The following is a 25,886-nucleotide window of genomic DNA, read 5'->3' on the forward strand; positions in this document are numbered from 1 at the left end:
AGCTCCTGGTCACTTTACTCGATGTTCTGGATCTGTTCGCGAAGCTTCTCGAGCTCCGACTTCATCTCCACCACAAGGGCGGACAGCCGGGCATCGTTGGCTTTGGAGCCGATCGTATTGACTTCCCGGTTCATCTCCTGAACGAGAAAATCAAGCCGCCTTCCCTGGGGTTCACCGAGGACGAGCAGCTCACGGAACTGGGCCGCATGGCTGAGCAGCCGGGCCAGCTCCTCGTCGATGGAGGCCCGGTCTGCGAACAGGGCCACTTCCATCGCCAGGCGGCTCTCGTCCGGCGGCTGCTGGAGCAGCTCGCCGATCCTCGCCCTCAGCTTCTCCGCGTAGTCGCGGACGACCAGCGGGGCCAGTGCGGCCGCTGCGGTGCGGTGTGTCTCCAGCACGGCGATCCGCTGCTCCAGCTCCTGGAGCAGAAACGCGCCTTCGCGCCGCCGCATGACACACAGGGCAGAGGCGGCTTCTTCGGCGCAGGCCGTCAGCGCCGCCTCCATCCCTTCCTCATCCTCCGGCATGCCGCTGCCGAAGGTGAGAAGGCCGGGAACCGCGATGAGATCGCGGAGCGTCAGCGGATCCTGCAGCGCGAGCCTCTCGCGCAGTTCTTCCGCCGCCTGGCTGTAGCCCAGCGCCAGATTCCAATCGATATGTACATTCTGCGGGGTGCCGCCCGCCCGCTCTACCGTTACGTAGGCGTCCACGCGTCCCCGCTTCACATGCTGGCCGATCGCCGCTTTTACGGCGTTCTCGTAACGTGCGAATTCTTTGGGCATCCGGATGACGATCTCGCAGTAGCGGTGGTTGACGCTCTTGAGATCGATCCCGATCTGATAACCGGCCATGGTGCGTTCGGCTTGTCCGAAGCCGGTCATACTGGTAACCATGGCGCTCACATCCATTACCTTATTCTAATTCATTTTGGAAGTGGGGACAAGTGCCTTCTCCCCGCCTTCTCCCATACGTACTCCGTCAGCTGCACGGTCATTTCGTAGGCGAGGAACGGCGTCATCAGATAAATGCCGTTGAACCGGCGCATGGCCGCATCGAGCAGCTCCCTGCCGATCTGCACGCCCATCGCGCGCCCTTCCTCCCCGCGCAGCCCGCTCATCCGCTTCCGCACGTCGTCCGATAGCTGAATGCCCGGCACCTCGTTGTGCAGGTACTCGGCATTGTTCCCCGAGGCCAGCGGCATGATGCCGATGAAGATCGGCACGCTGAGATGCTTCGTCGCCTCGTAGACCTGCTCGATCAGCTCCGCGTTGTACACCGGCTGGGTCATGATATAGTCCGCCCCGGCCTCCACCTTGCGCTCGAGCCGCTGTACGGCTTTGTCCAGATACTTGACGTTCGGGTTGAACGCCGCGCCAATGATGAAGTTCGCCTGCTTCTTCAGCGGCTTGCCGGAGAAGGCGATGCCTTCGTTGAGCTGCTTGATCATCCGGATGATCTCAAACGAAGTGAGGTCGTACACGGAGCTCGAGCCCGGCAGGTCGCCGAAGCGGGCCGGATCTCCGGTGACGGCGAGCACGTGGTCGATACCGAGGGCATGCAGCCCCATCATGTGCGACTGCGTGCCGATCAGGTTGCGGTCCCGGCAGGCAATGTGGATGAGCGGACGGATGCCCGTGCGCTCCTTCACAATGCTGCCGAGGGCCAGATTGCTCATCCGTGTGACCGCGAGCGAATTGTCCGCCATCGTCAGCGCATCGACGCCGGCCTTCTTGAGCGCCTCGGTGCCTTCCATGAACTTGCCGATATCGAGATCCTTCGGCGGGTCGAGCTCGACGATCACCGTATGCCGCTGCCGGACGAGGTCGACGATCGACGGCTCCGTCGGCACTTCGGCTCCGGCACCAGCCGCGGCCCGCTCGGCCACCTCTGCGGCAGGCGCCGCTGCAGCCCGCTTCGCCGCCTCGGGATTCGGCACATAGCCTGCGAGCGCTCCCGCCACGGCGGCGATGTGCTCCGGCGTCGTGCCGCAGCAACCGCCGATGATGCGGGTGCCGAGATCGGCGAAGCGGCGTGCCGTCTCGCCGAAATACTGCGGCGTGGCCGGGAACGAGTAGCGCCCGTCGACATAGTCGGCGAGGCCCGCGTTCGGGAAGACCGAATACGGCGGATGGTCGGCTTCCGCCGCGGCCGCCCCTTCGAGGGAACGCAGCAGGCCGTTCGGACCGCTGCGGCAGTTGAGGCCGACCACGTCGGCGCCGGCTTCGAGCAGCTTCGCGAACGCCTCCTTCAGCGGCACGCCGTCCTGCGTCACGCCCGCCCCTTCCGTAGCGAACTGGCAGATGACCGGCAGATCGCTGATCCGCCGCACTTCCTTCAGGGCGATGAGCATTTCGTCCAGGTCCAGGAACGACTCGAGCAGCAGACCGTCCACCTTCGTATCGCAGAGAATGGAAATCTGCTCGCGCAGGTCCTCCCTGACCTTGTTCGTTCTGACGTTCTTCCGCTTGCCAGCCCGGATCGACCCGACGGCGCCGACGACATAGGCGTCCTCGCCCACGGCCCGGCGCGCCAGCTCCACGCCCGCACGGTTGATCGCCTCGACCTCGCCTTCGAGGCCGAACTTCGACAGCTTCTCCCGGTTCGCCGAGAACGTATTCGTCTCGATCAGCCTCGCCCCCGCCTCATAATACCGGCGGTGAACGTCCATGATGACGTCGGGCTTCAGCAGATTCAACTCTTCATATGATATGCCGATGGGAAACCCCATCTGGTACAGGTAAGTCCCCATGGCTCCGTCCCCGACCAGTACCTGGCTGCGGAGCGCCTCTCTAAGTCCCGGCTTCATTCGCGGCAGCCCCCTTCTCTCCATGATGAACCATATCTCTTGTCTTCAAACCGTCCTAGAAGCTTCCTTCAAAAACAAATTCGGCCGGACCGGTCATATACACGCGGTTATCTTCCTCATTCCATTCGATGAGGAGGTCGCCGCCCTTCAGCGATACCGCCGCTTCGCGGTCGAGCACGCCGTTGAGCACCCCGGCGACCAGCGTCGCGCAGGCTCCTGTACCGCAGGCCAGCGTCGGACCCGCTCCCCGTTCCCACACCCGCATATCCGCATGCCCCCGGCTGCGGACCGTCACGAACTCCACGTTCGTCTTCCGCGGGAAGAGTTCATGGGTCTCGAGCTTCGGCCCCCAGGCGTACAGGTCTTCGCCCGGCGCGTCGTCCACGAAGATTACGCAGTGCGGATTGCCCATAGATACCGCGGTGAAGCGCAGCTCGCGGCCGTCGACCGTCAGCGGGTATTCCACAATCTTCTCCGCGTCGACCGTCGTAGGGACCGCCAGGCCGCCCAGCACCGGCTCTCCCATATCCACACGGACGGCGGTGACCCGGCCTTCCTCGAACGTCAGCACGACCGGCTGGACGCCGGCCCCAATCGTTTCGATGGTAAGATGGCTCCTGCCTTGCTCGACCAATCCTTTGTCATGAATATATTTGGCTGCGCACCGGATGGCGTTGCCGCACTGCTCCGCCTCCGTGCCGTCGGAATTGATGATGCGCATCGTGTAATCGGCCCGCTCGGAGGGAAGGACGAAGACCAGTCCGTCCGCTCCCACCCCGAAGTGGCGGTCGCACAGACGCAGCGCCAGCGCGCCGGCATCCTCCGGAAGACGGTCATGGCCGTGGAGAACAATGAAATCATTGCCGAGGCCCTGCATTTTCGTAAAATTCGTCGTTTTCATCGAGAGAACTCCCGTTTTTCGCATTTTATCCCATACTATAACGCACTTTGGCAGGGATGCATAGCGTTTTCCGCCAAATTTTAAAGGATACGGGCCCAAAATGCAAACAAGCCGAACCTCACCAGAGGTCCGGCCTGCAGAGCCTTAAGCGGGTGCTTCAACGAACAAGCGGCTCATACCTTCACACGATTACCGCGTGACCGGCTTGGCGCCTTTGGAGCCCGGGCCGTAGACGGCCGGCTTGCGCTTCGCGGGCTTGCTCATCAGGGAGCCAAAGCCCATGAGGAAGGTCGGAATGCCGGCGAAGCCGAGCACGAGCGCCCAGTCGGCAAGACCCAGCGGCACCGTCTTGAAGATCGGCTGAAGCTGCTCCACGTACAGCACGGGGAACATCAGCAGCAGCGAAGACACCACCGCGAGGACGAGCCAGACGTTCTGCAGCGGGTTGCGGTGGAAGATCGAACGCGAGCTGCGGCAGTCGAAGACATGGATGAGCTGCGCCATGACGAGCGTGGCGAAAGCGACCGTTTGGGCTTTGATGAGCGCGTCCGCGCTGTCCCCGCCCTGCTTCAGCGCAATATAGAATGCAGCCAGCGTGCAGACCCCGATCAGGATGCCGCGCGAGATGATCTTCCAGCCGAGCCGGCGGGCGAAGATGTTCTCCTTGGCCGGACGCGGCTTGTGCTGCATGAGGTCCTTCTCTGCCTGGTCGACCCCGAGCGCCATCGCGGGCAGGCCGTCGGTCACGAGATTGACCCAGAGAATCTGGATCGGCACAAGCGGCAGAGGCAGCCCCGCCATCATCGCCAGGAACATCGTCATGATCTCGCCCACGTTCGAAGCGAGCAGGTAGCGGATGAACTTGCGGATGTTCTCGTAGATGCCCCGGCCCTCTTCGATAGCCGATACAATGGTTGCGAAGTTGTCGTCGCTGAGCACGAGCGAGGACGCCTCCTTCGAGACGTCCGTCCCGCTGATGCCCATCGCGATCCCGATATCCGCCGCCTTGATCGCCGGCGCGTCGTTGACGCCGTCGCCGGTCATCGCTACCGTGTGGCCTCCGCGCTGCAGCGACTTCACGATCCGCAGCTTATGCTCGGGGGACACGCGGGCGAACACGAACACATCCTCGATGACCTTGTCGAGCTCGTCGTCTCCCATCGCGGCCAGCTGCTGGCCGTTCAGGGTGCGGCCGTCCTGCGGGAGAATGCTGAGCTGGCGGGCGATCGCCTCGGCCGTCGTCTGGTGGTCTCCCGTGATCATTACGGTCTTGATTCCGGCGCGGCGGCACTTCAGGATCGCTTCGCGGACTTCGCGGCGCGGCGGATCGATCATCCCCGTGAGCCCCACGAACACCAGCTGCGACTCCACCTCCCGCTCGTCCTCGCCCCGTTCACTCCCTTTCAGATCCCGGTAAGCCAGACCGAGTACCCGCAGCGCATTCTTGGCCATCCCTTCATTGGCCGCCAGCACCTTGGACTTCAGCGTCGGCGTGAACGGGATCACCTTCTCGTCCCAGAGCACATAGGCGCACTGCTGGATGAGCAGATCCGGCGCCCCCTTCGTGCAGACCATCCGGCCTCCCTGGTGCTCCACGACCACGGACATCCGCTTGCGCTCCGAATCGAACGGCAGCTCGTGGACCCTGCGGTACAAGCCGTCCAGGGAAGCGTGCGTCAGCCCCGCCTTGGCCCCGAGCACCACCAGCGCCCCTTCGGTCGGGTCCCCCTTGATGTTCCACTGGCTGCCGGGCTCCTCGTCCTTTTTCTTCTTGCCGTCCGTACTGCGTTCTTCTTCATACAGCTGGGCATTGTTGCAGAGGACCGACACCTGCAGCAGCCGGCGCAGCATCTGGTGGTTGCGCACGTCGATGCTCCTGCCGTCCCGCAGAATCTCGCCGTTCGGCACGTAGCCGTCGCCTGTCACCTCCAGCACATCTCCGCCGAGCCACAGGTGGGTGACGCTCATTTTGTTCTGGGTCAGGGTGCCGGTTTTGTCCGAACAGATGACGGACGCGCACCCCAGCGTCTCCACCGACGGCAGCTTGCGTACAATGGCTTTGCGCTGAATCATCCGCTGCACGCCGAGCGCCAGGGCGATCGTCACGATCGCGGGCAGCCCTTCCGGGATCGCCGCCACCGCGAGCGACACGCCCGCGAGGAACATGCCGTACGGCTCCTGGCCGTGCAGGATGCCTGCCGCGACCACCAGCACGGTAAGCCCCAGGGCGACGATAATCAGAATTTTGCCCAGCTGCTCCAGCCGGTGCTGCAGCGGGGTCTCCTGGGCGTCCGTCTGCTGGATGAGATCGGCGATCTTGCCCATCTCCGTCTTCATGCCCGTGCGGATGACCACGCCCTTCGCCGTGCCGCGGGTGAGCATCGTCCCCATGAAGCCGAGGTTGCGCTGGTCTCCGAGCGGAATCTCCTCCCCGAGCAGCGCCTCCGTATGCTTGGCCACCGGCACGGATTCCCCCGTCAGGGCGGACTCCTCGGCGTAGGCGCCGTACGCTTCGATGAACCGGACGTCCGCCGGCACGCGGTCGCCGCTCTCGAGCAGCACGATATCCCCGGGCACGAGATCCCTTGCGGGGACCAGCTCCACCCGGCCGCCGCGCAGCACTTTGGCGTTAGGCGCCGAGAGCTCCTTCAGCGCGCGCAGCGATCTCTCCGCGCGGAACTCCTGCACGAAGCCGAGAATCCCGTTCATAATGATAATGGCGATAATCGTGACCGCATCGAGATATTCGCCGAGCAGCCCCGAGACGAGTGTCGCACCGACAAGCACCAGCACCATGAAATCCTTGAACTGGTTCAGAAACAGGGTGATCGGCGAAATGCCCTGCCCTTCCGCCAGCTCGTTCTTCCCGTGTTCGGCGAGCCGCCCCTGCGCCTCCTCTTCGCTCAGCCCTTGCGAGGGCTCGGTTCCCGACGTCTGAAGGATCTCCTGGACCGTCATGTGAACCCACGATTTCTGACTCATCTGCTTTATCCCTCCCAATAGGTTGTCTAGGCTAAATGTATTCAGACAAGCCGGAAAATAGCACCGGGTACCGGCCGGGACACAGATCCGGAGGGAGCCGAGTGAGGAGCAGCGCAGGCAGGAACTTCAGGGCCTTGCGGGGCAGGAGGAAGCGCTTGCCTTAGCCTGTCTGTAGACGTTCTTCAGGACAAAATGACGCCCCCGCCTCTTCCGTTCTGCGGGCTTTCGGAGACCGCTCTTAAAATTTTCTCAAAAATATGGCATGATAGGGAGTGGCGCAGATCATTTATCGCCAGGAATGGAGTTGTCCCTCATGTCATTCGACGGTCTCGTCGTCCACTGTCTCGTCCGCGAGCTTCAGAGCCTCGTAGGCGGCAGAATCAATAAAATCCAGATGCCCACCGAAAACGACATCCTGCTGCAGGTCCGCGCACCGGGCCGCAGCGTCAAGCTTCTGCTCTCCGCCAACCCGACCTACCCGCGGGTGCATCTCACCGAGGAAAGCTTCCTGAATCCGAAGGAAGCCCCGATGTTCTGCATGCTGCTGCGCAAGCACTGCGAGGGCGGCATCATCGAGAGCATCGAGCAGCCGGGGCTCGAGCGGATCATCCACTTCGGCATCCGCCAGCGGGATGAGCTCGGGGATCTCAGCACCAAAAAGATCATCGTCGAGATCATGGGCCGCCATAGCAATATCATCCTCACCGACCCGGGGGCGGACACGATCATCGACGGCATCCATCACGTCACGCCGGCCATCTCCTCCTACCGGATCGTCATGCCGGGCAGTGCCTACACGGCGCCGCCGGAGCAGTACAAGGCGATGCCGCTCGAGGTGGCGGAGGGGCAGTTCGCCGCCCTGATGACCGAAGCCGCCGAATCGGCCGAGCCGGGTGACGGCGCCGCCCCCCGCTTCTGGGAAGGGGCGCTTGTGCAGCGCTTCAGCGGCTTCTCCCCGCTGGCCGCCCGCGAGCTTGTCCACCGGGCGTCCGGCGGCGGGACGGTCCTCGAACCGGCCACCGCTCCGGCCCGGCTGTGGCCGCCGTTCGCGGAGCTGATGCAGCGGCTGCGCGGCGGCGAAGCCGAGCCGGTGATCGTGGAGCAGACCGCCTCCGGCAAGGCCTTCTTCTCCATCCTGCCGCTGACGCACATCGAAGGCGAGACCCGGCGGTACCCCACCGTGTCCGAGCTGCTTGAGGCGTATTACAGCGACAAGGCGGAGCGCGATACGGTCAAGCAGCGCGTGTCCGATCTCATCCGCCTGCTCTCCAACGAGCGCGCCAAGAATGTGAAGAAGCTCGAGAAGCTGCAGGAGACGATGGAGGACGCCCGCGACGCCGACCGCTTCCGCATCCTCGGAGAGCTCCTGACCGCCTCCATGCACATGCTCCGCAAAGGGGAAAAGCAGATCGAGGTGATCAATTACTATGATGAAGACCAGAAGCCGGTCGTCATCGAGCTCGATCCCCTGCTGACTCCGTCGGAGAATGCGCAGCGCTACTTCAAGAAATACACGAAGAGCAAAAACTCGCTGATCGCGGTGGAAGAGCAGATGAACCAGGCCCATGAGGAGATCCGGTACCTGGACACGCTGCTGCAGCAGCTCGCCTCCGCCTCGCTTCCGGATATCGAAGAGATCCGGGAGGAGCTGATGGAGATGGGCTACCTGCGGGCCCGCGGGCGCAAGGGAACGAAGAAGAAGGCGAACGCAAAGCCGGTGCTCGCCTGCTATACCTCCTCGGAAGGCATTCCGATCTACGTCGGCAAGAACAACACCCAGAACGAATACCTGACGAACCGGCTCGCCCACGCAGGCGATACCTGGCTGCACACCAAGGACATCCCGGGCTCGCATGTCGTCATCCGCAGCCCCGAGTTCGGCGAGAGCACGCTGCATGAAGCCGCCCAGCTGGCGGCGTACTTCAGCCAGGCCAAGGAATCCAGCGGGGTGCCTGTCGACTACACGCTGATCAAGCATGTCCGCAAGCCCAGCGGAGCGAAGCCGGGCTTTGTGATCTACGATCACCAGCGTACGCTGTTCGTGACGCCCGATTCCGAGCGGATCAAGGCGCTGCCTGTGGCCTCCAAATAAAGCGGCCTTTTCCGGGCAGTCCTGACGCACACGACCCAAGCTGGCCCCTCGCTCGGTATAAGAAAGACGGGCGGGGGCGGCATCGGGGGCGTACCGCCGCAGAAAGGTGAGGCATCGTGAGCAGGGGCACAGGCTCCTGCTGCCAAGCGTCAGCAGGCAGATTCAAAGCAGGCTGGTCCCAAGGGGGCCCGTTCCCGGATCAAGGGCGCATAACGCCGCCTCCAGGGCCAGGGGCTCCCCTTCGGCTGCCCCTGCGCTCCGCTGCCGCTTCCTGCCCAAGCGCAGGCATCCGTCGGCACCCTGCTGTGGAACACTTGCTCCGCTCAAAAGGCCGCTCGCCCGCGCTCCCACGTACGCCAAAGAAGCACGCAGCCCGTCCCCCCGGACGGCCGCGTGCTTCTTTTTTATGTCCATGCGATTCATGATGCTGTTCCTCCGGCTTTTCCTGTACAGCCGGCAGTCCGCCGGCCTCAGCCGATCAGCCGCCTCATCTTCTGCACGGCCTCCTGGGCGTCGCCCGCCAAGGTGTGGACGACCTTCGTGCCCGGCAGCACGGCATCCCCGGTCACCGAGCGCCCGCCGATGAACACCTTCGTCCGCAGCCCGAGCCCGCCGATCCGGCGGTCCAGCTCGCGGTAGAACGGAAGCGCCGCCTCCAGCAGCTCCTCCGAGGACGAGCCGAAGGCGAAGGCGGCCGGCTTCATCTGCCCGAGGCAGTCGAAGATCCCCTTCTCGGAGGGCGATGCCCCGAGATAGACGATCTGGTAGCCGGCCTGCAGCATGAAATAGCCGAAGAACAGCACCCCCAGCTCGTGCCGCTCTCCCGGGGAACAGGCCGTCACGATCAGCGGGGTATCGGGAGAGCGGTGATACAGATTGCGGAGCGCCAGCAGCCGCTCCCGGATGAAGTGGCTGCCGAAGTGCTCCTGGTACTCCGAGATCTCCCCGCGTTCCCAGCGGTCCCCGAGCTCTACGAGCACGGGCGCCAGCACCTGGAGCAGCACAAAGTCCATATGGTGCAGCGCGAGCAGCTGGTCGAAGAACCGCTGCGCCCCGATCTGGTCCAGCCGCAGAAAAAGCTGCAGCAGGCTTTCCCGGTAATCCGCCGCTTCGCCGTTCGGCTGCTGCAGCGGCAGCACGGCAGGCTCAGACTCAGGCTTGGACAGGGCAAGCCCGCCGGGCTCCGGCCCCATCGCTTTGAGCTCTTCGGCCGCGAGCCCGATGGGCACGCCTTCGTCGACCTTACGCTTCAGATACAGCAGAACCTCGATATCGTTCTTCGTATAGCCCCGGTATCCGTTCGGAAAACGCGAGGGCGATACCGCCCCGTACCGCTCCTCCCACTTGCGGATCAACTGTGTCGATAAGCCCGTTCTCATCGACACTTCCTTGATGGTATACAATCGCTGATTCATGAAGCCGACCCCCGAACCTTTGGTGGCCTCATTATAAACCATTTACAAAGCTTATACAAGGAAGGAAGGATCAGCCAAAAGCCTGTGCCTTCAGGAGCTCAGCGCCGGCAGCAGGATCTCCACCGTGGTGCCGACGCCCTCCTTCGAGGAGATCTGCATCGTGCCTTGATGGTTCTCGATGATCTTGTACGACACCATGAGTCCGAGGCCCGTGCCCTTGTTCTTCGTGGTGAAGAAGGGCTCGCCGATCCGGGCCAGCTTGCTCTCGGGGATCCCGAGTCCCTGGTCGATGAAGGAGACCCGCAGTCTCCGGTCTTCCGTACGCTTCGCGCGGACTGTGATCGTCCCGCCCTTCGGCATCGCCTCGACGCTGTTCTTGAGCACGTTGATGAACACCTGCTTGAGCTGGTTCTCCACGCAGCTCACATACGGCAGCGGCTCGTCGATCTCCGTTTCGATCTCCACATTCGAGATGATCGCCTGCGTATCGAGCAGCATGATGACGTCCTGGAGAATCGAGGGCACCGACTTCGGCAAATAATCGACGGCCTGCGGCTTCGCCAGCACGAGCAGCTCGCTCACGATCTCTTCGATCCGCTCAAGCTCCGCCGACATGATGGCCAGGTAGCTCTCGTTATGCCCGCCGGTGCCCATCAGCTTGGTGAAGCCCTTGAGCGCCGTGAGCGGGTTGCGGATCTCGTGCGCGATGCCGGCGGCGAGCTGGCCGACGGCCGAGAGCATCTCGCTCTTGCGCAGCAGCTCCTCGGTCTGCTTGCGGTCGGAGATATCCTCGGCGATCCGCAGGTAATGCTGGGTCCGTCCCTCGCCGTCCTTGATTGGCAGGAACCGCACCGACTCCCAATACGTCTCCCCGTCCTTGCGGCGGCTGTGCAGCTCGCCTCTCCATTCCCGGCCGGAGCTCAGGGTGCTCCAGACCTCGGTGAAGGAGACCGAGGAGGCCTGCCAGTCGTTGAGCTCCCGGAAGTGGACGCCGATCATCTCGGACTGGGCATGTCCGGTCACCTCGGCGAACTTGGGGTTCGCGTACATGATTATCCCCTCGAGATTGGCCAGCAGCGTGATCGAAGGGCTCTGCTCGATGGCGTGCGAGAGCTTCAGCAGCTCTTCGTTCGCCGATTTGAGCTCCGTAATGTCGACGAACGTCAGCACGATGCCCTTGATGAAGTGATCGCCCGTCCGGTAAGGCAGCACGCGCAGCATGTACCAGCTGCCGCTGCGGCTCTGGATTTCCTTCTCGACCGGCACGAGGGTCCGAAGCACCGTCTCCGCGTCCTGCACGATGCCTTCGTACAGGAAATTATGCGAGATGTGCCGGATCGGACGGCCGTAATCCACCTCGAGGAGATTGATCTCCCGGGTGATCGCCGGCGTGAAGCGCCGGATGCGCATTTCTTTATCGAGAAAAATCGTGCCGATCTTCGTGCTCACCAGGAAGTTGTCCATGTCGTTGTTGAGGTCCGTCAGCTCCTGGATCTTGTACTGGTACTCCGTGTTCACCGTGACGAGCTCTTCGTTCACCGACTGCAGCTCCTCGTTGGTGCTCATGAGCTCCTCATTGGCTGCGACAAGCTCCTCATTGGTCGCCTGCAGCTCCTCGTTGGACGTCTCCAGCTCTTCAATGGTCGCCTGAAGAGACTCCTCCGCCCGCTGCAGCTCCTGTTCCAGTTCGACGATCCGCTGGTTCACGTTGTGGTCCATATCGAACGCTTCGGGAATCTGCGGGGCCGGCGGCGGCAGATCCGCATCCTCGAAGGTGACGAGCACGAGCCGGTCGAACTTTTTGTTTTTGGTTGAAAACGGCTTCACAGTAAGATTGATGTAAGGCGACTGATCGGAATTATTCAGCCTGATGTCCTGGTAGTAGATCGTCCGCTGCTCCTTGCGTACCTTCTGCACCGCGGTGACGATCGCCACCGCCAGATGCGCCTCCACCATCTTGTAGATGTTCCAGCTCGGCTTGCCCCGGGCCAGCGCCAGATAGGGGTTGATGTTGCCGCTGAGATGGAGCACCTCGTTGTTCTCGTCGAGGACCATGCAGGGCGGCATATGCTCGTCCACGAAGGAGGTGTAGAGATCGTCGGGCTTGCGGTACGCCGGGATCTCCCTCAGCGTGGTGTAGCCTCGGCGCGCCAGCTGGTGCACCTTCGTGATGTCCACGCTGTCGCTGACCTCCACCGCACTCGGAATCGGGGACCCGGACATCCGGCTGCGCTGCTGGAAGATGTTCCACTTCCGGTCGAAGGCGTAGAACAGGGAGCTCAGCTTGCCCACCGTCTCACTCGGGCCAAGGAACATAAAGCCGTTCGGATTCAGCGCAAAATGAAACAAGGACAGCACCTTCTGCTGCACGTCGGACTGAAGGTAGATCAGCATATTGCGGCAGGTCACCAGGTCCAGGTTGCTGAACGGTGGGTCCTTGGTAATGTTATGGGGAGCAAACACGACCATCTTGCGGATGCTCTTGCTCACCTGGTAGTTCTCGCCGACCTGGGTGAAGTGTTGCTGCAGAAGCTCGGAAGGAACGCTCCGCACGGCGGATTCGGGATATACCCCCTGGGAGGCATACTCGATCGAATCCCTGTCGAGATCCGTAGCAAAAATCTTCACCGTGTAAGGCAGCTCCTGCCCCGAGATCAGCTCATCGAAAAGCATGGCCAGAGAATAGGCCTCCTCACCGGTCGAGCAGCCGGCCACCCAGATGCGGATGTGCCCCTCCCGCTTCTTGTTCTCGATAATGGCCGGCAGCACTTTGACGCGAAGGATCTCGAAGGCCTCCGGGTCCCGGAAAAAATGCGTCACGCCGATAAGCAGATCCTTGCTCAGGCTCGCCAGCTCGTCCGGCTGGTTCCCGAGCAGGCGCAGGTAGGCATCGGAGGTGGTGACGCCGAGCAGATTCATCCGCCGCTCGATCCGGCGTAAGATGCTGTTCTCCTTGTAGTAGCTGAAGTCAATCCCGCTTGCGTTCTTGAGCAGCTCAAGGAAAGACGGCAGGGACAGCAGGTCAAGCCGGCCGCTGCTGCCCGGGTCGCTCTCCCCGTCCTCCCACTCGATCTCCGGATCTCCGGTGGTCCACTCGATCAGGTAGTCGGCCATCGCCTGAGGGGTCATCACCTGGTCGACGATGCCGGTCAGACGGGCGCTGTTCGGCATGCCGTCGAACTTGGCCGTAAGCTCGTCCTGCACGATCACAAGCCCGCCGTGCTCCTTGATCGCCTCGACGCCGCGCGTTCCGTCGCTTCCCGTTCCCGAGAGAATCACCCCGATCGCCCGGCTGCCGATATCCTTGGCCAGCGAGGTTAAGAACATATCGATCGGCAGGTTGAGTCCGGTCGTCTGCCGGTGCTCGGTCACCTGCAGCGTGCGCCCGGCGATCGTCATGTCCTTTTTGGGAGGAATGAGATACACGCAGTTGGGGCGCACCTCCATGAGATGCTCCGCCTCATAAATATTCATGGATGTGTTCTTCGTCAGGATCTCGGCCATAAAGCTCTTGTAATTCGGAGACAAGTGCTGAACGACAACGAAAGAAAGCCCGCAGTCGGGCCTCATATGGTCAAAAAACTGCTGAAGCGCCTCAAGCCCCCCCGCGGATGCGCCGATCCCGACGATAAATCCGCCGGGAGGGGATTGTTCCTGCACATCCTGTTCCGATAGAATGGTGCTCATCTGCCTCAACCTCTTTTCCAGCACGGACGCGGCTTGATTTTGCAGCAGTCAAACCGTGACCTGGGATTATAGCAATTCGGCTGTGTTCTGCATCAAAACGACTGTTCATCCATTATAACCCTTTTTAGGCTCCTTGTGCTTTCTTTTTTATAGTGTGAAACGGCTTCCCCGGTGGTAGAACCCGCGTTTCCGCTACAATAATAAGAGCGTCACGGCTTCGACTTCCCGACTAAAGAAGGTGAACTCCAAATGAACTTTCACGCCGAACTCTTGGCCGAAACCCTGCTGTCGGGCGACTTCAAGGCTTCTTGGAGCCTGATCGGCAGCCAGCGGGAGGCCGGCAAAAATTCGCTGTATATATACACCCGGCTGCTGACTCCCGCGATGCGGTACATCGGGGATCTCTGGGAGCAGAACTCGGTCTCCGTCGCGGACGAGCACCTGGCTTCCTCGGTGTGCGACCGGCTCCTCACCCACTATGCGGCCGGCCGGGAGCCGCTTCAGAGCACGGCCGGCAAGGCCATGTTCCTCTGCATGGAACAGGAGATGCACTTTCTCGGACTCAAGACGATCTCCTCCTACTTTCAGGAATGCGGCTGGCATACGCGCTTCTACGGCCCGAACCTGCCGCTCGAATACGCCTTGATCGCGGCTTCGAACTGGAAGCCCCAGGTCATCGGCATCTCGGTTTCCATGGTCTATGCGCTGCCGGCGCTGTCCGCTTATATCGAAGCCTTCGAAGCCCTCCCGCACCGCCCCGTCGTCCTTCTCGGGGGACGCCTCGCCTCCCGCTACCGGCTCCAGCCCCACGGTTCCCCCTCGACCGTCATTCTCCCCGAAATGGAAGATGTGCAGGATTGGATGAGCTCCTATGCCCGGGCCGGCGGGCTGCTCCGCTCCGAGAAAGGCTTAGGGTGAGGGGCTGATGGGAATGCAGGCCTGCCGCTTGCCGCTGCCTTACTTCCGCGTCAACGCGTCGCTCCGGATCCTCGACCGGTCAGACGAGGCGGAGCTGCTGTTCCCCGGGGCATCGGAGATGGCCGGGATCACGGATGAAGGCTCCCTGGAGAAGCTGCGACGGTTCGTACGGCCCGGCAGCGTCACCCGTCTGGAGCTTAACTTCCTGTGCGGCACGGACCGGCGGCCCCAGCTCTTCGAGCTGCACCAGCAGTGGGAGGAAGAGAGCGCAGCGGCCCACCTGCTGCTCTGCCCGCTGCAGGACCGGCTTCAGCGCATGCAGGACACGATGGAGCAGCTGCGCCGGGATCTGCGCCAGCCGGGTGGAGCGGCGCCGCCGGGCCTCCGCCCGCTGAGCGCGGCACCCGCCCGGACTTCCGCCCCCTCCCCCGCAGCGCCGGGGGCCATCCGCGAGGCGATCCATGCGCTGGAGACCATCGAGGACCTGATCGGCATCATCCGGCCGGACATGACGGAAGCCGGCAAGGACGCGTATGCGGTTCTGCTGCTGGAGCAGGCCGCCTTAGCCAGAGGTCATCTGGAGCGGCTGTGAGCAGAGCCTGATTCCGGAACCCGGCCTTCGGCCCGGGTCTTGTCCGGGCGTGCAAAGAGCCCCCTTTTGGATACGAAGAAAACGGAAGATTGGATCAAGCAGCAAAAGACCCGAAGCCGGAGGCTTCGGGTCTTCGGGTTTTGCATCTTGGGATGAACCGGATATAAAAAAAGAACTACGGCGGATAAGGCCTCAAGCATGACGGAGCCGGCGGTGATTTCCTCCAACCGGGAGCCTCGCGTATGCTATCTGCTCCCTTGGGGAACCACGGCCTCGGCGCGCTTGGCTACCCGTTGATGCGGCGCTGAAGGTACTCGAGCAGCGGTTCCCGCAGCTCCTCCCGCTGCAGCGCCATCTCAATGGTCGCCTCGATGTAGCCGAGCTTGTCGCCGACGTCGAAGCGCCGTCCCGGGACCGGGAAGGCCGCCATCTGCTGGTAGCGGTTCAGGATGCGCAGCGCGTCGGTCAGCTGGATCTCTCCGCCGCGGCCCGGCACACTGTCCTCGAGAATGCCGAAGATGTCCGGCGTCAGGATGTAGCGCCCGATGACCGCGAGATTCGACGGAGCGGCATCCCTCTCCGGCTTCTCCACGAGATCCTCGATCGGGCGCCAGGCGGCTGCCCCCTGACCGCCGGAAGCCGGCGAGATGATACCGTACTTGTCGACCTCATCCCACGGCACTTCCTGACAGCCGATGACCGAGGCGTGAGTTTGCTCATGCAGGTCCATCATCTGCTTCAAGCACGGCGGCTCCGACTGGATGATATCGTCGCCGAGGAGCACGGCGAACGGCTCGTCGCCGATGAATTTGCGGGCGCAGAGCACGGCATGCCCGAGCCCGAGCGGCTGCTTCTGGCGGATATAGTGGACATCCGCCAGATTCGATACGGACTGCACGAGCTCCAGCAGCTCGTCCTTGCCGTTCATCTCCAGCAGCGTCTCCAGCTCCGCCGACTTGTCGAAATGGTCCTCGATCGCCCGTTTGTTGCGGCCGGTGATGATCATGATATCCTCAATCCCCGACGCCATCGCTTCCTCTACGATATATTGAATCGCCGGCTTGTCGACGATCGGCAGCATCTCCTTGGGCTGCGCCTTCGTTGCCGGCAGGAAGCGGGTGCCGAGACCCGCGGCCGGTATGATTGCTTTTCGGACTCTCATGCTGTCGTTTCTCCTCTTCTGTTGTATAACTCAGTGACCACCTCAGCAGAAATCCGTCTGGCCCCCACCGGCGCATGGAAGACCACCCCGCCGCGCTCTCCATGGTAGTCGGAGCCAGCCGTCACAAGCAGGCCGTGCCTCTTCGCCAGCGCTTCATAATGCGCTTCCTGCTCCGGCGTATGGTCGGCGTGGTAAGCTTCCACGCCGGCCAGCCCCTCGGCCGCCAGCTCGGCGATCAGCCCGTCCTGGCTGTACAGGCCCGGGTGGGCCAGCACCGGGGCGCCCCCGGCCTCCCGGATCCAGCGCACGGCCTCGGCCGGCGTGATCCGCGGCGGGTTGACATAGGCCGCGGCGCCCTTGGCCAGGTAGCGGTCGAAGGCTTCCGCCATGTTCGCCACGTACCCCTTGCGCACCAGAGCGTCCGCAATATGCGGCCGTCCCACCGTATCCCCTTCCCGCTTCAGCGAACGGACGGACTCCAGCACATCCTCCATCGTCACTTCGAGACCCTGCGCCTGCAGCTTCTCGATGATCATCCCGTTGCGCCGGTCGCGCACCTCGCGGAGCCCCCGCGAGGCGTTCGAGGAAGCGCTCGTTCTTGTAATCGATCCAGTAGCCGAGCACATGGATATCCTCACCGGCACTTACCGTGCTGATCTCCACGCCGGGTACGACCGTGATCCCGTGCGTACGGCCCGCCTCCAGCGCTTCTTCCAGACCGCCCACCGTATCGTGGTCGGTGATGGCGACGGCGGAAAGCCCCGCCTCAGCCGCCAGGCGCACATTATCGGCCGGCGGCCGCGTGCCGTCGGATGCGAGCGTATGTGTATGCAGATCGGCGTATGCCATGCTGCCGTTTCCCCCTTTTTGCATCGTCGTCATGAATACAGCGATGGACCCGGATCCACGTTCATTGATGTTTCGTTCCCATCCGTACCGGAGCTTCTTACAGCCACTGGCTGAGATCGCGCTCTCTCAGGAAGCTGAGGAAGGTCACCGCCGAGATCGGCAGCAGCGTCGAACTGAGGTAGATGGCATGGAAGCTTCGGGCGAACGAGACGCCCTCCACCTGCTTGGCGACGAGCACGCCGAGCGCGGTCTCGTGCTTCACCGAAGACTGGGAGATCACCGAGATGCCGAGACCCGCTTCGACGGCGGACTTCACCGCTCCCGTGCTTCCGAGCTCCATCACGATCTTCAGCGAACTGAGGTCGCAGCCCGCACGCGCCAGCTCCTCCTCCATCACCCGCCGGGTCCCCGAGCCCTGTTCCCGGAGCACGAAGGGGTACGGGAGCAGATCCTGCACCCCGATAGTCTCCTGGCCCGCCAGGGGGTGGTTCTTGGGTACGATGAGGGTCAGCTCGTCGCTCAGCACCGGCTCCGTATGGACATCCGGGTGATGCACCTCCGCTTCGACCAGGCCGAATGTCAGCTGGTGATTCAGCACATCCTCGAGAATCTGCTTCGTGTTGATGACTTTCATTCGATACCGAGATATTCGGGAACTCCTGCGAGAACGGGCCGAGCAGCCGCGGCAGCACGTACTCCCCCACAGTCAGCGAGGCGCCGAGATGAAGGCGGCCTTCGAGCATATGCGTGAACCGGGCCATGCCCGCGTCGGTCTCCTTCATGAGCGAGATGCTCCGGGAAGCGAAGGGCAGCAGCGCCCTTCCCGCTTCCGTCAGCTCCACCCGCTTCGTCGAGCGGACGAAGAGCTTCGTCCCGAAATAATCCTCAAGGGACTGCACCTGCATGGTGACGGCCGGCTGCGTCATGTGCAGCGCCTGGGCCGCATGGGAGAAGCTCCCCTTCTCCGCAACCGTGTGAAATATATGCAGTTGGTGAAAATTAAGCGCCATAACAGACATCCTCCGCTTGCTTGGTTTCCCCATTATAGCAAAAAACAAAGAGGCATGCCGGAAATCTCGGCACACCCCCTGAAGCTCCTAGTCCACCCGAACACGCGATGCCTGCTCCCCCTGCATGCTGGCCCCCGCCGCCGGACTTCGGCGCCCCTCTTATTTGCGTTTGCGGCTGTTCTTGATGAGCGTCATTCTTCTCGAATGCCGCAGCCATGAGTAATAGGATCGAAGATCCCTAAGTTCCATCGTTTCGGACATGCGCCCGAGGAACGTCACGACGATCATCTTGTATCTCGGCGGGGCCCCCAAGGGGAGATCCTGCACGACTGGGGCGAACTCCGCCACCATAACGAGATCGTCATCGATCAAAAACACGTCCTCTTCATTCTTGTAGTACGTACGGATGCTGTCTGACTTCAGCTTATTCCACAAGAAGGCGGTAATATCGTGAAACCCGGTTTTTTCGGTCTCGACGCGGTCTGCCCAGCGGCTGCGTGCATGGTGAGTGACAACAATATCGGAGATTGGTCTGCCGCCGAGCACCGATGCAGTGCCCATGCTTTTTCTTTCCCGGCCGTTGAAACTGCTCCCTTGCACATCACAACCCTCTTCCTAGGAAAATGGTCCATTCGTACTATGTACACGAAATGTTCCTTACATCCATTTTACTCCATTCCCATAGATAATCAAATAAAAAAAACTTTAGAAAGGAGGGCGGGCGAAATTTATGAAAAGGCTGCCAATCAAGCAGCGGCGGGGAATTCAAAACCAAAGGCACCGCAAAATCCGGCGCTGCGGAAACGACAAAAAGGCTTCTGGGTCAGAAGCCGTTCATTCGACACCTTACTACAGAATTTCGTCCGTCTTCGGCAAGGCCCGGGACGCAGCACCCTCCTCCGGTCGAATCGTATACTGTACAATCCCGGATAAAGGATGCCGCATGATCCCGCGGGAGCCGTCCGGAGCTCCCTCCCGTTACAAGGTGTAGAATCTTGTTTTGTCAGGAATATTACTGTTATACTCAGTTTTGATCTCGTTGCGGTAGGAACGCTCCACCTTCTTGACGAAAGGCAGCCGCTGCAGCTGCTTCATGGTCTCTTCCAGCCGGTCCGCATAAGTATACATGGCGGCGTAATGAAGCTTCTTAGAGATATAATGGACGCTGCCGTACTTCTCCAGCTGCTTGCCGGCCGCCTTGAGATCACTGAACCAGACGATGATTCCGGTACGTTCGGTAAACATGGATCCAACCTTCTTTCTGACGTAATGGAATCGATGAATGACAAGAATGCCATGCGTATGAGATGCAATGCGAAAGGATAGTGAATGCAAGAATGCCGCTGCAAGAGCACCATTCGGAAAAATTGATCGAAGTCACCCGCGGACCTCTCACCGAGAGCGTGCACGCCGGCCACCTGGCCGTGGTCGATACGGCAGGCACCCTGATCGCCTCGGCCGGCAGCCCCGGCTATTACACGTATGCCCGATCGGCCGCCAAGCTGCTGCAGGCGATTCCTCTCGTAGAGTCCGGCGGAGCCGAAAGGCTCGGGCTGACCGAAGCGGAAACCGCGCTCTGCTGCGCCTCGCACGGCGGCGAGCCCCGGCACACCGAGACCGCCCGAAGCCTTCTTGCGAAAGCAGGATGCGATGAAAGCGCTCTATGCTGCGGCCCGCAGGAGCCGATGTTCGCACCGGCCGCGGATATGCTAAAGGCCGGCGGACAGCCGGCCACCGCCCTGCACAACAACTGCTCGGGCAAACACGCCGGCATGCTGGCTCTTGCGCAGATTATGGGTGTATCTATACATCAGTATACCGATCCCGGGCATCCTGTCCAGCAAAAGATGCTGGCCGCTGTAGCCGACATGTGCGGGGTGCCGCAGAGCGGCATCACCCTCGGCATCGACGGCTGCGGCGTTCCCGTATTCGGCATGCCGATCTCGGCGCTGGCGCTGGCTTACGCCCGCCTGGGCAGCCCCGCCGGCCTGCCGGAGCAGCGGGCCGAAGCGTGCCGCCGGATCGTGGACAGCATCCGGCACCAGCCCTATTATGTAGCCGGAACCGCCCGCTTCGATACGGCGCTGGTGGAAGCCACCGGCGGGCGGATCATCGGCAAATTCGGCGCGGAGGGCGTCTATGCCGCCTCGATCCCCGAGCTCGGCCTGGGCCTGGCCCTCAAGATCGAAGACGGCGCCGAGCGCGCCATCTATCCGGCGGCGGCCGAAGCGCTGCTCCAGCTTGGGGCTCTGCGCCCGGAAGAAGCGGAGAAGCTTGCGGCCTTCCGCCGGCCGCCGGTATATAACCGGCGCGGTGACACGGTCGGCGAGATCCGCCCGGTCTTCACCCTTACCCGGCACTAAGCCTGCTTTTTAGCCGCACTTGCCGCTGCAGCTTCCGCCGGAAGAGCAGCCGCCGGTGCTGGCCAGCGGGTCGTTGGACGGTACCTTGATCGTATCCGATACGGACCGGGCGATGATCTCCGACACCTCGTAGAGCAGCTCGTCCAGCCTCCGTTCCGCTTCCATGAAGCGGCGGACCGACTCCACGGCTTCCAGCCGCGCCTGCACCTCTTTGACCGCATCCAGCGCTTCGTGATAGTTCGGGTGGTAGTGTCCGAACCGTTCGCATTCCTCGAAGCGCTCTTTGCGCTTCGCAAATTCCTTCACAAACTCCCGCACCTGCAGGTCCGCGTCCTTGCGTTCTTTCCAATATAGATATTCCGCCGTCTCGGCGGACTGTTTGATGTAATCTGCCAGCTCGTACGATCCGAGCAGAAGCGCCGACATGTCCAGCGTTTGCGGTTCCATGATAGCCATAATGGGAATTCCTGCCTCTCCCCCCGCATGGTATCAGATGGCGGGGTCAAGTCCATTATACCATATTCGCCGCGCGCCTGCCTCACGCTAAAATTTATCATTGATCCCCGGCAGAATCAGCTTCATCTCCTGCCATTCGCCTTCGAGCAGTCGGATCTCTTCGCTCACCCGGCTTCCACCCGCCGCCCCTTCGCCGGGCTCTGTGCCGTAGCCGGTGACGCTCCACGTGCCCCGGGTTTCCTGCATCTTGCGCGGCACAAGCTTCACGTCCGTGCCCTTCAGCCGCAGCTGGAGCGCGGTCTTCAGCTCGATCGCCTTCTCCACCATCTCCCGCCGGGTTGAGCTGTGATAGGTCCGGTAGTCCCGGAGCCAGCCGGCCGGGATCTCCCCGAGTCTCGGATACAGATCGGGGGTCTCCGGCACGCTGCCCTCCATCTGGAAGCAGGCCACCGAATGCCGCGAATAGATCAATCCCTTGTCCGAGCCTGCCGCTTCCAAAGATGCCCAGACGCTGCGGGCATCCTGTGCGGAAGCCGGCTCGAGCTTCGGATACCTTCTCTGCTCCTCTTCGCCGCTGCCTTGGGGCAGGCCGGCCATGAAGCCCGCCTTCTCGAGCAGCGCCGAGAACCCCTTCAGCTCCCCGGCCTCGACGATAAAGTCCTTCGCCCCCGCGCTCTCCACCAGATAACGCCCGGCGCCCGGAAGCTTCGCCACCGCCTCCGCCGTCTCCTTATCCGCACAGCGCAGGAGCACCGCCTGGACGAACCGGGTCCGGCCGAAGGGCTTCGCCCACTGCTGCAGCGTATGCTCCACGTTCTCGGGAAGGCCGTACATCGCATGCGCCCGCAGAAAAGAGCAGATCTCATCGGCTGTGCGGCCGTGCTCCAGCGCCCGGCGGACCGACTGCCGGCTCAGCTTGTAGAGGCTGACGTGGTCCGCGGACGCCAGGTCGGACAGGCAGGCGAGCTCCCAGCGCACCGCCTGGGAGACGTCCGGCGGCACCAGAATGTCGAAGTCCGGCTGAACCATGAACTGCCCTTCCTCGGTGTCCGGCATGGCCTCCCCGCCGCCCTCCCAAGGCTGCGCGGTCCAGCGGTAGACCGTCAGACCCGCCGGCGTCCGGCCTTCTTCCAGCCAGCCGAACGCCGTCAGCGGCGCGACCCACTGGCCGCGGAGACGCTCCGCCAGCTCCGCTGCGCTCTCGCCCCCTCCGGCCAGCCCGTTGTCCTGCAGCACCGAGATGACGGCTTCGGCCGGGAACCAGACGCCCTCCGGCACCTTCTCGAGCAGCCGGACCGCATGCTGCAGCGGGGCCCCGCCGGGCAGCGCCAGCCCCTGCCACAAGCCGTAGAGCACGCGGTCCTGCTCCGCTCCCGGCAGCGCCAGCCAGCTCTGCAGCCCTTCGGTCCGAAGAATGAGCTCTTCGTCCCCCTGGACCAGCAGCCCGAGGCGCAGCGCCAGATCGAGAAGTACGGCCAGCTCGAGCGGATAAGTATCGCCGTAAGCGTACTTCAGACCGGCGCCCGCAAGCCTGCCCGGCTCGAAGCGGATACCCTCCGCCAGCTTCGCGATCTGCTTCTTGTGCAGCGTCCCGTGCTTGGTGAGCTTCAGGCCCTGCTGGGCCGCGGCGGCCAGTACGCCGAAGAGCTCTCCTCCGAGCCCCACTCCGCTGCCCCCAAGGCCATCGGCATCCGCGAACAGCGCGCCCTGTCCGAGCCCTTCCGGCAGCCCGGGAAACAGCACATCCTGCCACATCGCAAAGCCGTCCGACGGCAGCAGGTACGTATGCTCGCCCCAGGTTTTGCGGAACGCGAACACGAGGCCCCGGCGCAGCAGGCCGGCAAGCCCCGCCCGGGCTTCCGCCCCGGAGAGATGGCCGGGCAGGGCCCGCTCCAGCGCGCCGGCATCGAAGGGCTCGCAGGCCGCCCGGCGGACGACCGCGTGCAGCACCTCCCGCTCGGCGGCCCCTAGCCGGTTGTATACGGTCTCCATCACGACCTTGTCCGTCCAGAGCTCCTCGAGCGTCATGCCTCGGCGGAGCCAGGGGGCGTAGACCGTCTCCCGCTCCATCCGGGCCCGGAGCTCTCTGGGCATCCGGGCAGCCAGTTCCGCCACCTTCATGGAGCCACCTCCTCTTCCCGTTCCGTGCCTTCCTCCATCCGGTACCGGTAGCCCTGCTCGATCAGGAACAGCTGCCGGTTCAGGGCGAAGTCCTGCTCCCTGGTATCTTCGCTGATCACGGTATAAAAGTAAGCTTTATTGTTCCCCGCCTTCGGGCGGAGAATGCGGCCCAGCCGCTGCGCCTCCTCCTGGCGGGAGCCGTAGCTGCCCGACACCTGAATGGCAACCGCGGCATCCGGCAGATCCACGGCAAAATTGGCCACCTTGGAGACGATGAGCTCCTGGATGGCGCTTTTGCGGAAAGCGTCATAGAGCTCCTCCCGCTTCTCGCTCGGCATGGACCCGGTAATGACGGGAATGCCGGTCCGGCTGCCGAGATCATGGAGCTGCTCGAGATACTGGCCGATGATCAGAATCTGCTCGCCCTTGTGCTGCTCGACCAGCCGGCAGACGAGATCCAGCTTGGCCGGATTGATGCTCGCCATGCGCATCTGCTCCCTCGGCGAAGCGCTGCGGTACGCTTCCATCTCCCGCTCCGGCAGCGGCACGCGCAGCTCGACGCACTCGACGGCGGCGATCCACCCCTGCGATTCGAGGTCCTTCCAGGGCATCTCGTAGCGCTTGGGTCCCACGAGCGAGAAAACGTCCTGTTCCATGCCGTCCTCCCGGATCAGCGTGGCGGTGAGCCCGAGACGCCGCGTCGCCTGGATGTCCGCCGTCACCCGGAACACCGGGGCCGGCAGAAGGTGCACCTCGTCGTACACAATGAGGCCCCAATCTCTTTTATTGAAGAGCTCCATATGGGTAAACGGCTCGTCCTTGGACTTGCGGTGGGTCAGGATCTGGTACGTGGCGATCGTGATCGGCCGGACTTCCTTCTGGGTGCCGGTGTATTCACCCACCATATCCTCGGTGACATCGGTCTTGTCGAGAATCTCCCGCTTCCACTGCCGGACGGAGGTGCTGTTCGACGTAAGGATGAGCGTGGCGCAGCTGAGCTTGCCCATTGCCGCGATCCCGATGACGGTCTTGCCGGCGCCGCAGGGCAGTACGAGTACGCCGCTCCCTCCCTGCGTGCCTCCTTCCCGGTAGAACGAATCGACGGCGGCCCGCTGGTAGGCTCTCAGGGAGAAGGGGCTCTCCTCCCCCCCGTCCCGCAGGCGGATCGGCAGCTCTTCGCCCCGGGAGTACCCGGCCTGATCGTCCACCGGAAAGCCCAGCTTGATCAGCTCCTGCTTCAGCAGTCCCCGGTACTTCGGCGAAAATCTCAGGGTGCGCGCATCCACCTGGCACAGGCCGTAGGAACGCAGCGATTTGTACATCACCATCTCCTTGATCACCGAGAGATCGTCCGAGATCAGCAGCAGGTCTTCGCCGGTCCGCTCCATGCGGACCAGCCCGTACCGTTCCACGAAGCGGCGGATGTCGGTCTTGACGGCGGATGGAATGCCGAACTTCGCCCACCTCTCGAGAAAATCGGTGATCTCCTCCACCGTGATGCCCGCCGCGGCGGCATTCCACAGCGACAGCGAGGACATACGGTAGGTGTGGATGTTCTCCGGCGATTTGACGAGGTCGGCGAAGCGCGACAGGCCCGCACGCACTTCCTCGAACGAGGGATGGCGCGTTTCCAGGAGAATACAGAAATCGTTCTGGATGACGAGAGGCCGGTCCTTGTGAAACTGCATGGGGCTCCCTCCCAACTTTTTAACCATATAAGTGTATTGACAGATACTGTTAGTATGAGGGTTCCCCGCCGAGTTTAAACATGCGGGTGCCTATCCCCCTCCGGTGAGCGGTACCGTTGCAGCCTGCCGCCGCCGGCGCTACAATGGAGATTCCTGCATGTCCGGCATAGGACAATGACAAGTTTGTGGAAGGAGGGCATCATGCATAAACTTTACTTCAACCCCCGTACTCGGCACCTTGCCGTCCGTCTCCTCCTGCTCTGCGCCTTCGTGCTGCTGCTTGGCGCCTGCGGTTCGAAGCCGGCGGCCGACGCGGCCGATCCCGCCATCTACAAGGCCTACCCCGATCTCCAAGGGAGGCCTGTCACGCTGACGGAGGTGAAGCGGGTGGTGGACGGCGATACCTTCGAAACCTCAGCCGGCGAAAAGGTCCGGCTCATCGGCGTCAATACGCCCGAAACCGTGAAGCCGGGCAGCCCCATTCAGCCATACGGCAAGCAGGCGAGCGCCTTCACCAAAGGCAGGCTGACCGGCAAAAGCGTCTACCTCTTCGCCGACACCGGAGACAAGGACAAGTACGGCCGGCTGCTCCGCTACGTGTTCATCCAGGGAGAGAGCGTCATGTTCAATGAAACGCTTGTGCGCGAGGGCTACGCGAACACGATGACAATCCAGCCGAACGTGATGTTCCAGGACCTCTTCCTCGATGCGGAGAAGGAGGCTCGGAAGGCAAAGCGCGGCCTCTGGGGCGACCCGGCCCAGGCGAAAGAGAGCGGCACAAAGAAGAAATAGGACGGTACCGGGGCCGGGTAGTTCGGCCTTGAGGTCGGAGGGATAGATTAGC

Annotated in this window: 18 protein-coding genes and 2 pseudogenes; 5 read left to right on the plus strand and 15 right to left on the minus strand. The window is 62.7% G+C overall.

All coding sequences use genetic code 11. The features are described 5' to 3' along the window. Positions 1-14: 14 nt before the first annotated feature. From PM3016_RS25715 to PM3016_RS25730, 4 genes are all read right to left on the minus strand, one after another. Positions 15-893, minus strand: coding sequence for a YicC/YloC family endoribonuclease (locus tag PM3016_RS25715; RefSeq protein WP_014371474.1), 879 nt, complete (start codon positions 891-893; stop codon positions 15-17). A gap of 29 nt (positions 894-922) precedes the next feature. After that, positions 923-2,806: a bifunctional homocysteine S-methyltransferase/methylenetetrahydrofolate reductase gene (locus PM3016_RS25720; RefSeq protein WP_013919591.1), complete on the minus strand. Its 1,884-nt coding sequence runs from the start codon at positions 2,804-2,806 to the stop codon at positions 923-925. Positions 2,807-2,861: 55 nt separating this feature from the next. Next, positions 2,862-3,707 carry a diaminopimelate epimerase gene (gene dapF / locus PM3016_RS25725; protein ID WP_014371475.1) on the minus strand — a complete coding sequence of 282 codons (846 nt, stop codon included), beginning with the start codon at positions 3,705-3,707 and terminating at the stop codon, positions 2,862-2,864. A gap of 189 nt (positions 3,708-3,896) precedes the next feature. Further along, complete coding sequence (locus tag PM3016_RS25730; RefSeq protein WP_014371476.1) at positions 3,897-6,689, minus strand: calcium-translocating P-type ATPase, SERCA-type; 2,793 nt, start codon at positions 6,687-6,689, stop codon at positions 3,897-3,899. Positions 6,690-7,002: 313 nt separating this feature from the next. Here PM3016_RS25730 and PM3016_RS25735 point away from each other — a divergent pair, with 313 nt between their 5' ends. Next, a complete protein-coding gene (locus PM3016_RS25735) occupies positions 7,003-8,781 on the plus strand; it encodes an Rqc2 family fibronectin-binding protein (RefSeq protein ID WP_014371477.1) in 1,779 nt (592 codons plus the stop codon). A gap of 162 nt (positions 8,782-8,943) precedes the next feature. On the opposite strand, the gene PM3016_RS25740 is transcribed toward PM3016_RS25735, so the two are convergent. From PM3016_RS25740 to PM3016_RS25750, 3 genes are read right to left on the minus strand one after another with little or no spacing between them, the layout of a single operon-like run. Next, entirely contained in the window at positions 8,944-9,204 is a 261-nt protein-coding gene (locus PM3016_RS25740) for a hypothetical protein (protein ID WP_014371478.1), read from the minus strand. Positions 9,205-9,251: 47 nt separating this feature from the next. Continuing rightward, positions 9,252-10,238, minus strand: a complete 987-nt coding sequence (locus tag PM3016_RS25745) for a MerR family transcriptional regulator (protein WP_016362867.1) — start codon at positions 10,236-10,238, stop codon at positions 9,252-9,254. Positions 10,239-10,286: 48 nt separating this feature from the next. Continuing rightward, entirely contained in the window at positions 10,287-13,883 is a 3,597-nt protein-coding gene (locus PM3016_RS25750) for a chemotaxis protein CheB (protein ID WP_014371480.1), read from the minus strand. Positions 13,884-14,132: 249 nt separating this feature from the next. Here PM3016_RS25750 and PM3016_RS25755 point away from each other — a divergent pair, with 249 nt between their 5' ends. Then, entirely contained in the window at positions 14,133-14,801 is a 669-nt protein-coding gene (locus PM3016_RS25755) for a cobalamin B12-binding domain-containing protein (protein WP_014371481.1), read from the plus strand. Positions 14,802-14,808: 7 nt separating this feature from the next. Beyond that, a complete protein-coding gene (locus tag PM3016_RS25760; protein ID WP_013917574.1) occupies positions 14,809-15,393 on the plus strand; it encodes a hypothetical protein in 585 nt (194 codons plus the stop codon). Between the two features lie 286 nt (positions 15,394-15,679). Here the strand turns inward: PM3016_RS25760 and galU are convergent, their stop codons facing one another. The 5 genes and pseudogenes from galU to PM3016_RS25785 form a co-directional block, all read right to left on the minus strand. After that, positions 15,680-16,555: a UTP--glucose-1-phosphate uridylyltransferase GalU gene (galU, locus tag PM3016_RS25765; protein ID WP_013917576.1), complete on the minus strand. Its 876-nt coding sequence runs from the start codon at positions 16,553-16,555 to the stop codon at positions 15,680-15,682. After that, a pseudogene (locus tag PM3016_RS25770) lies at positions 16,552-17,404 on the minus strand (PHP domain-containing protein). Before PM3016_RS25770 ends, galU begins: the two are co-directional and overlap by 4 nt. A 97-nt stretch (positions 17,405-17,501) precedes the next feature. Then, a pseudogene (locus PM3016_RS25775) lies at positions 17,502-18,414 on the minus strand (selenium metabolism-associated LysR family transcriptional regulator). 159 nt (positions 18,415-18,573) lie between these two features. Further along, positions 18,574-18,975 carry a hypothetical protein gene (locus PM3016_RS25780; RefSeq protein ID WP_013917579.1) on the minus strand — a complete coding sequence of 134 codons (402 nt, stop codon included), beginning with the start codon at positions 18,973-18,975 and terminating at the stop codon, positions 18,574-18,576. Positions 18,976-19,392: 417 nt separating this feature from the next. Further along, positions 19,393-19,659, minus strand: coding sequence for a YlbG family protein (locus PM3016_RS25785; protein ID WP_013917581.1), 267 nt, complete (start codon positions 19,657-19,659; stop codon positions 19,393-19,395). Between the two features lie 92 nt (positions 19,660-19,751). Here PM3016_RS25785 and PM3016_RS25790 point away from each other — a divergent pair, with 92 nt between their 5' ends. Beyond that, positions 19,752-20,777, plus strand: coding sequence for an asparaginase (locus PM3016_RS25790; protein ID WP_013917582.1), 1,026 nt, complete (start codon positions 19,752-19,754; stop codon positions 20,775-20,777). Between the two features lie 9 nt (positions 20,778-20,786). Here the strand turns inward: PM3016_RS25790 and PM3016_RS25795 are convergent, their stop codons facing one another. From PM3016_RS25795 to PM3016_RS25805, 3 genes are all read right to left on the minus strand, one after another. After that, entirely contained in the window at positions 20,787-21,233 is a 447-nt protein-coding gene (locus PM3016_RS25795; RefSeq protein WP_014371485.1) for a YlbF/YmcA family competence regulator, read from the minus strand. A gap of 87 nt (positions 21,234-21,320) precedes the next feature. Then, the gene (locus PM3016_RS25800; RefSeq protein ID WP_014371486.1) at positions 21,321-23,354 is read right to left on the minus strand and encodes a helicase-associated domain-containing protein; all 2,034 of its coding nucleotides are present in this window, start codon (positions 23,352-23,354) and stop codon (positions 21,321-21,323) included. Beyond that, positions 23,351-25,042 carry a DNA repair helicase XPB gene (locus PM3016_RS25805; protein ID WP_013917585.1) on the minus strand — a complete coding sequence of 564 codons (1,692 nt, stop codon included), beginning with the start codon at positions 25,040-25,042 and terminating at the stop codon, positions 23,351-23,353. Before PM3016_RS25805 ends, PM3016_RS25800 begins: the two co-directional genes overlap by 4 nt. Before the next feature lie 201 nt (positions 25,043-25,243). On the opposite strand from PM3016_RS25805, the gene PM3016_RS25810 reads away from it, so the two are divergent. After that, the gene (locus tag PM3016_RS25810; protein ID WP_013917586.1) at positions 25,244-25,834 is read left to right on the plus strand and encodes a thermonuclease family protein; all 591 of its coding nucleotides are present in this window, start codon (positions 25,244-25,246) and stop codon (positions 25,832-25,834) included. The last annotated feature ends 52 nt before the right edge of the window (positions 25,835-25,886 follow it).

Source organism: Paenibacillus mucilaginosus 3016, assembly GCF_000250655.1.
Taxonomy (GTDB): domain Bacteria; phylum Bacillota; class Bacilli; order Paenibacillales; family NBRC-103111; genus Paenibacillus_G; species Paenibacillus_G mucilaginosus.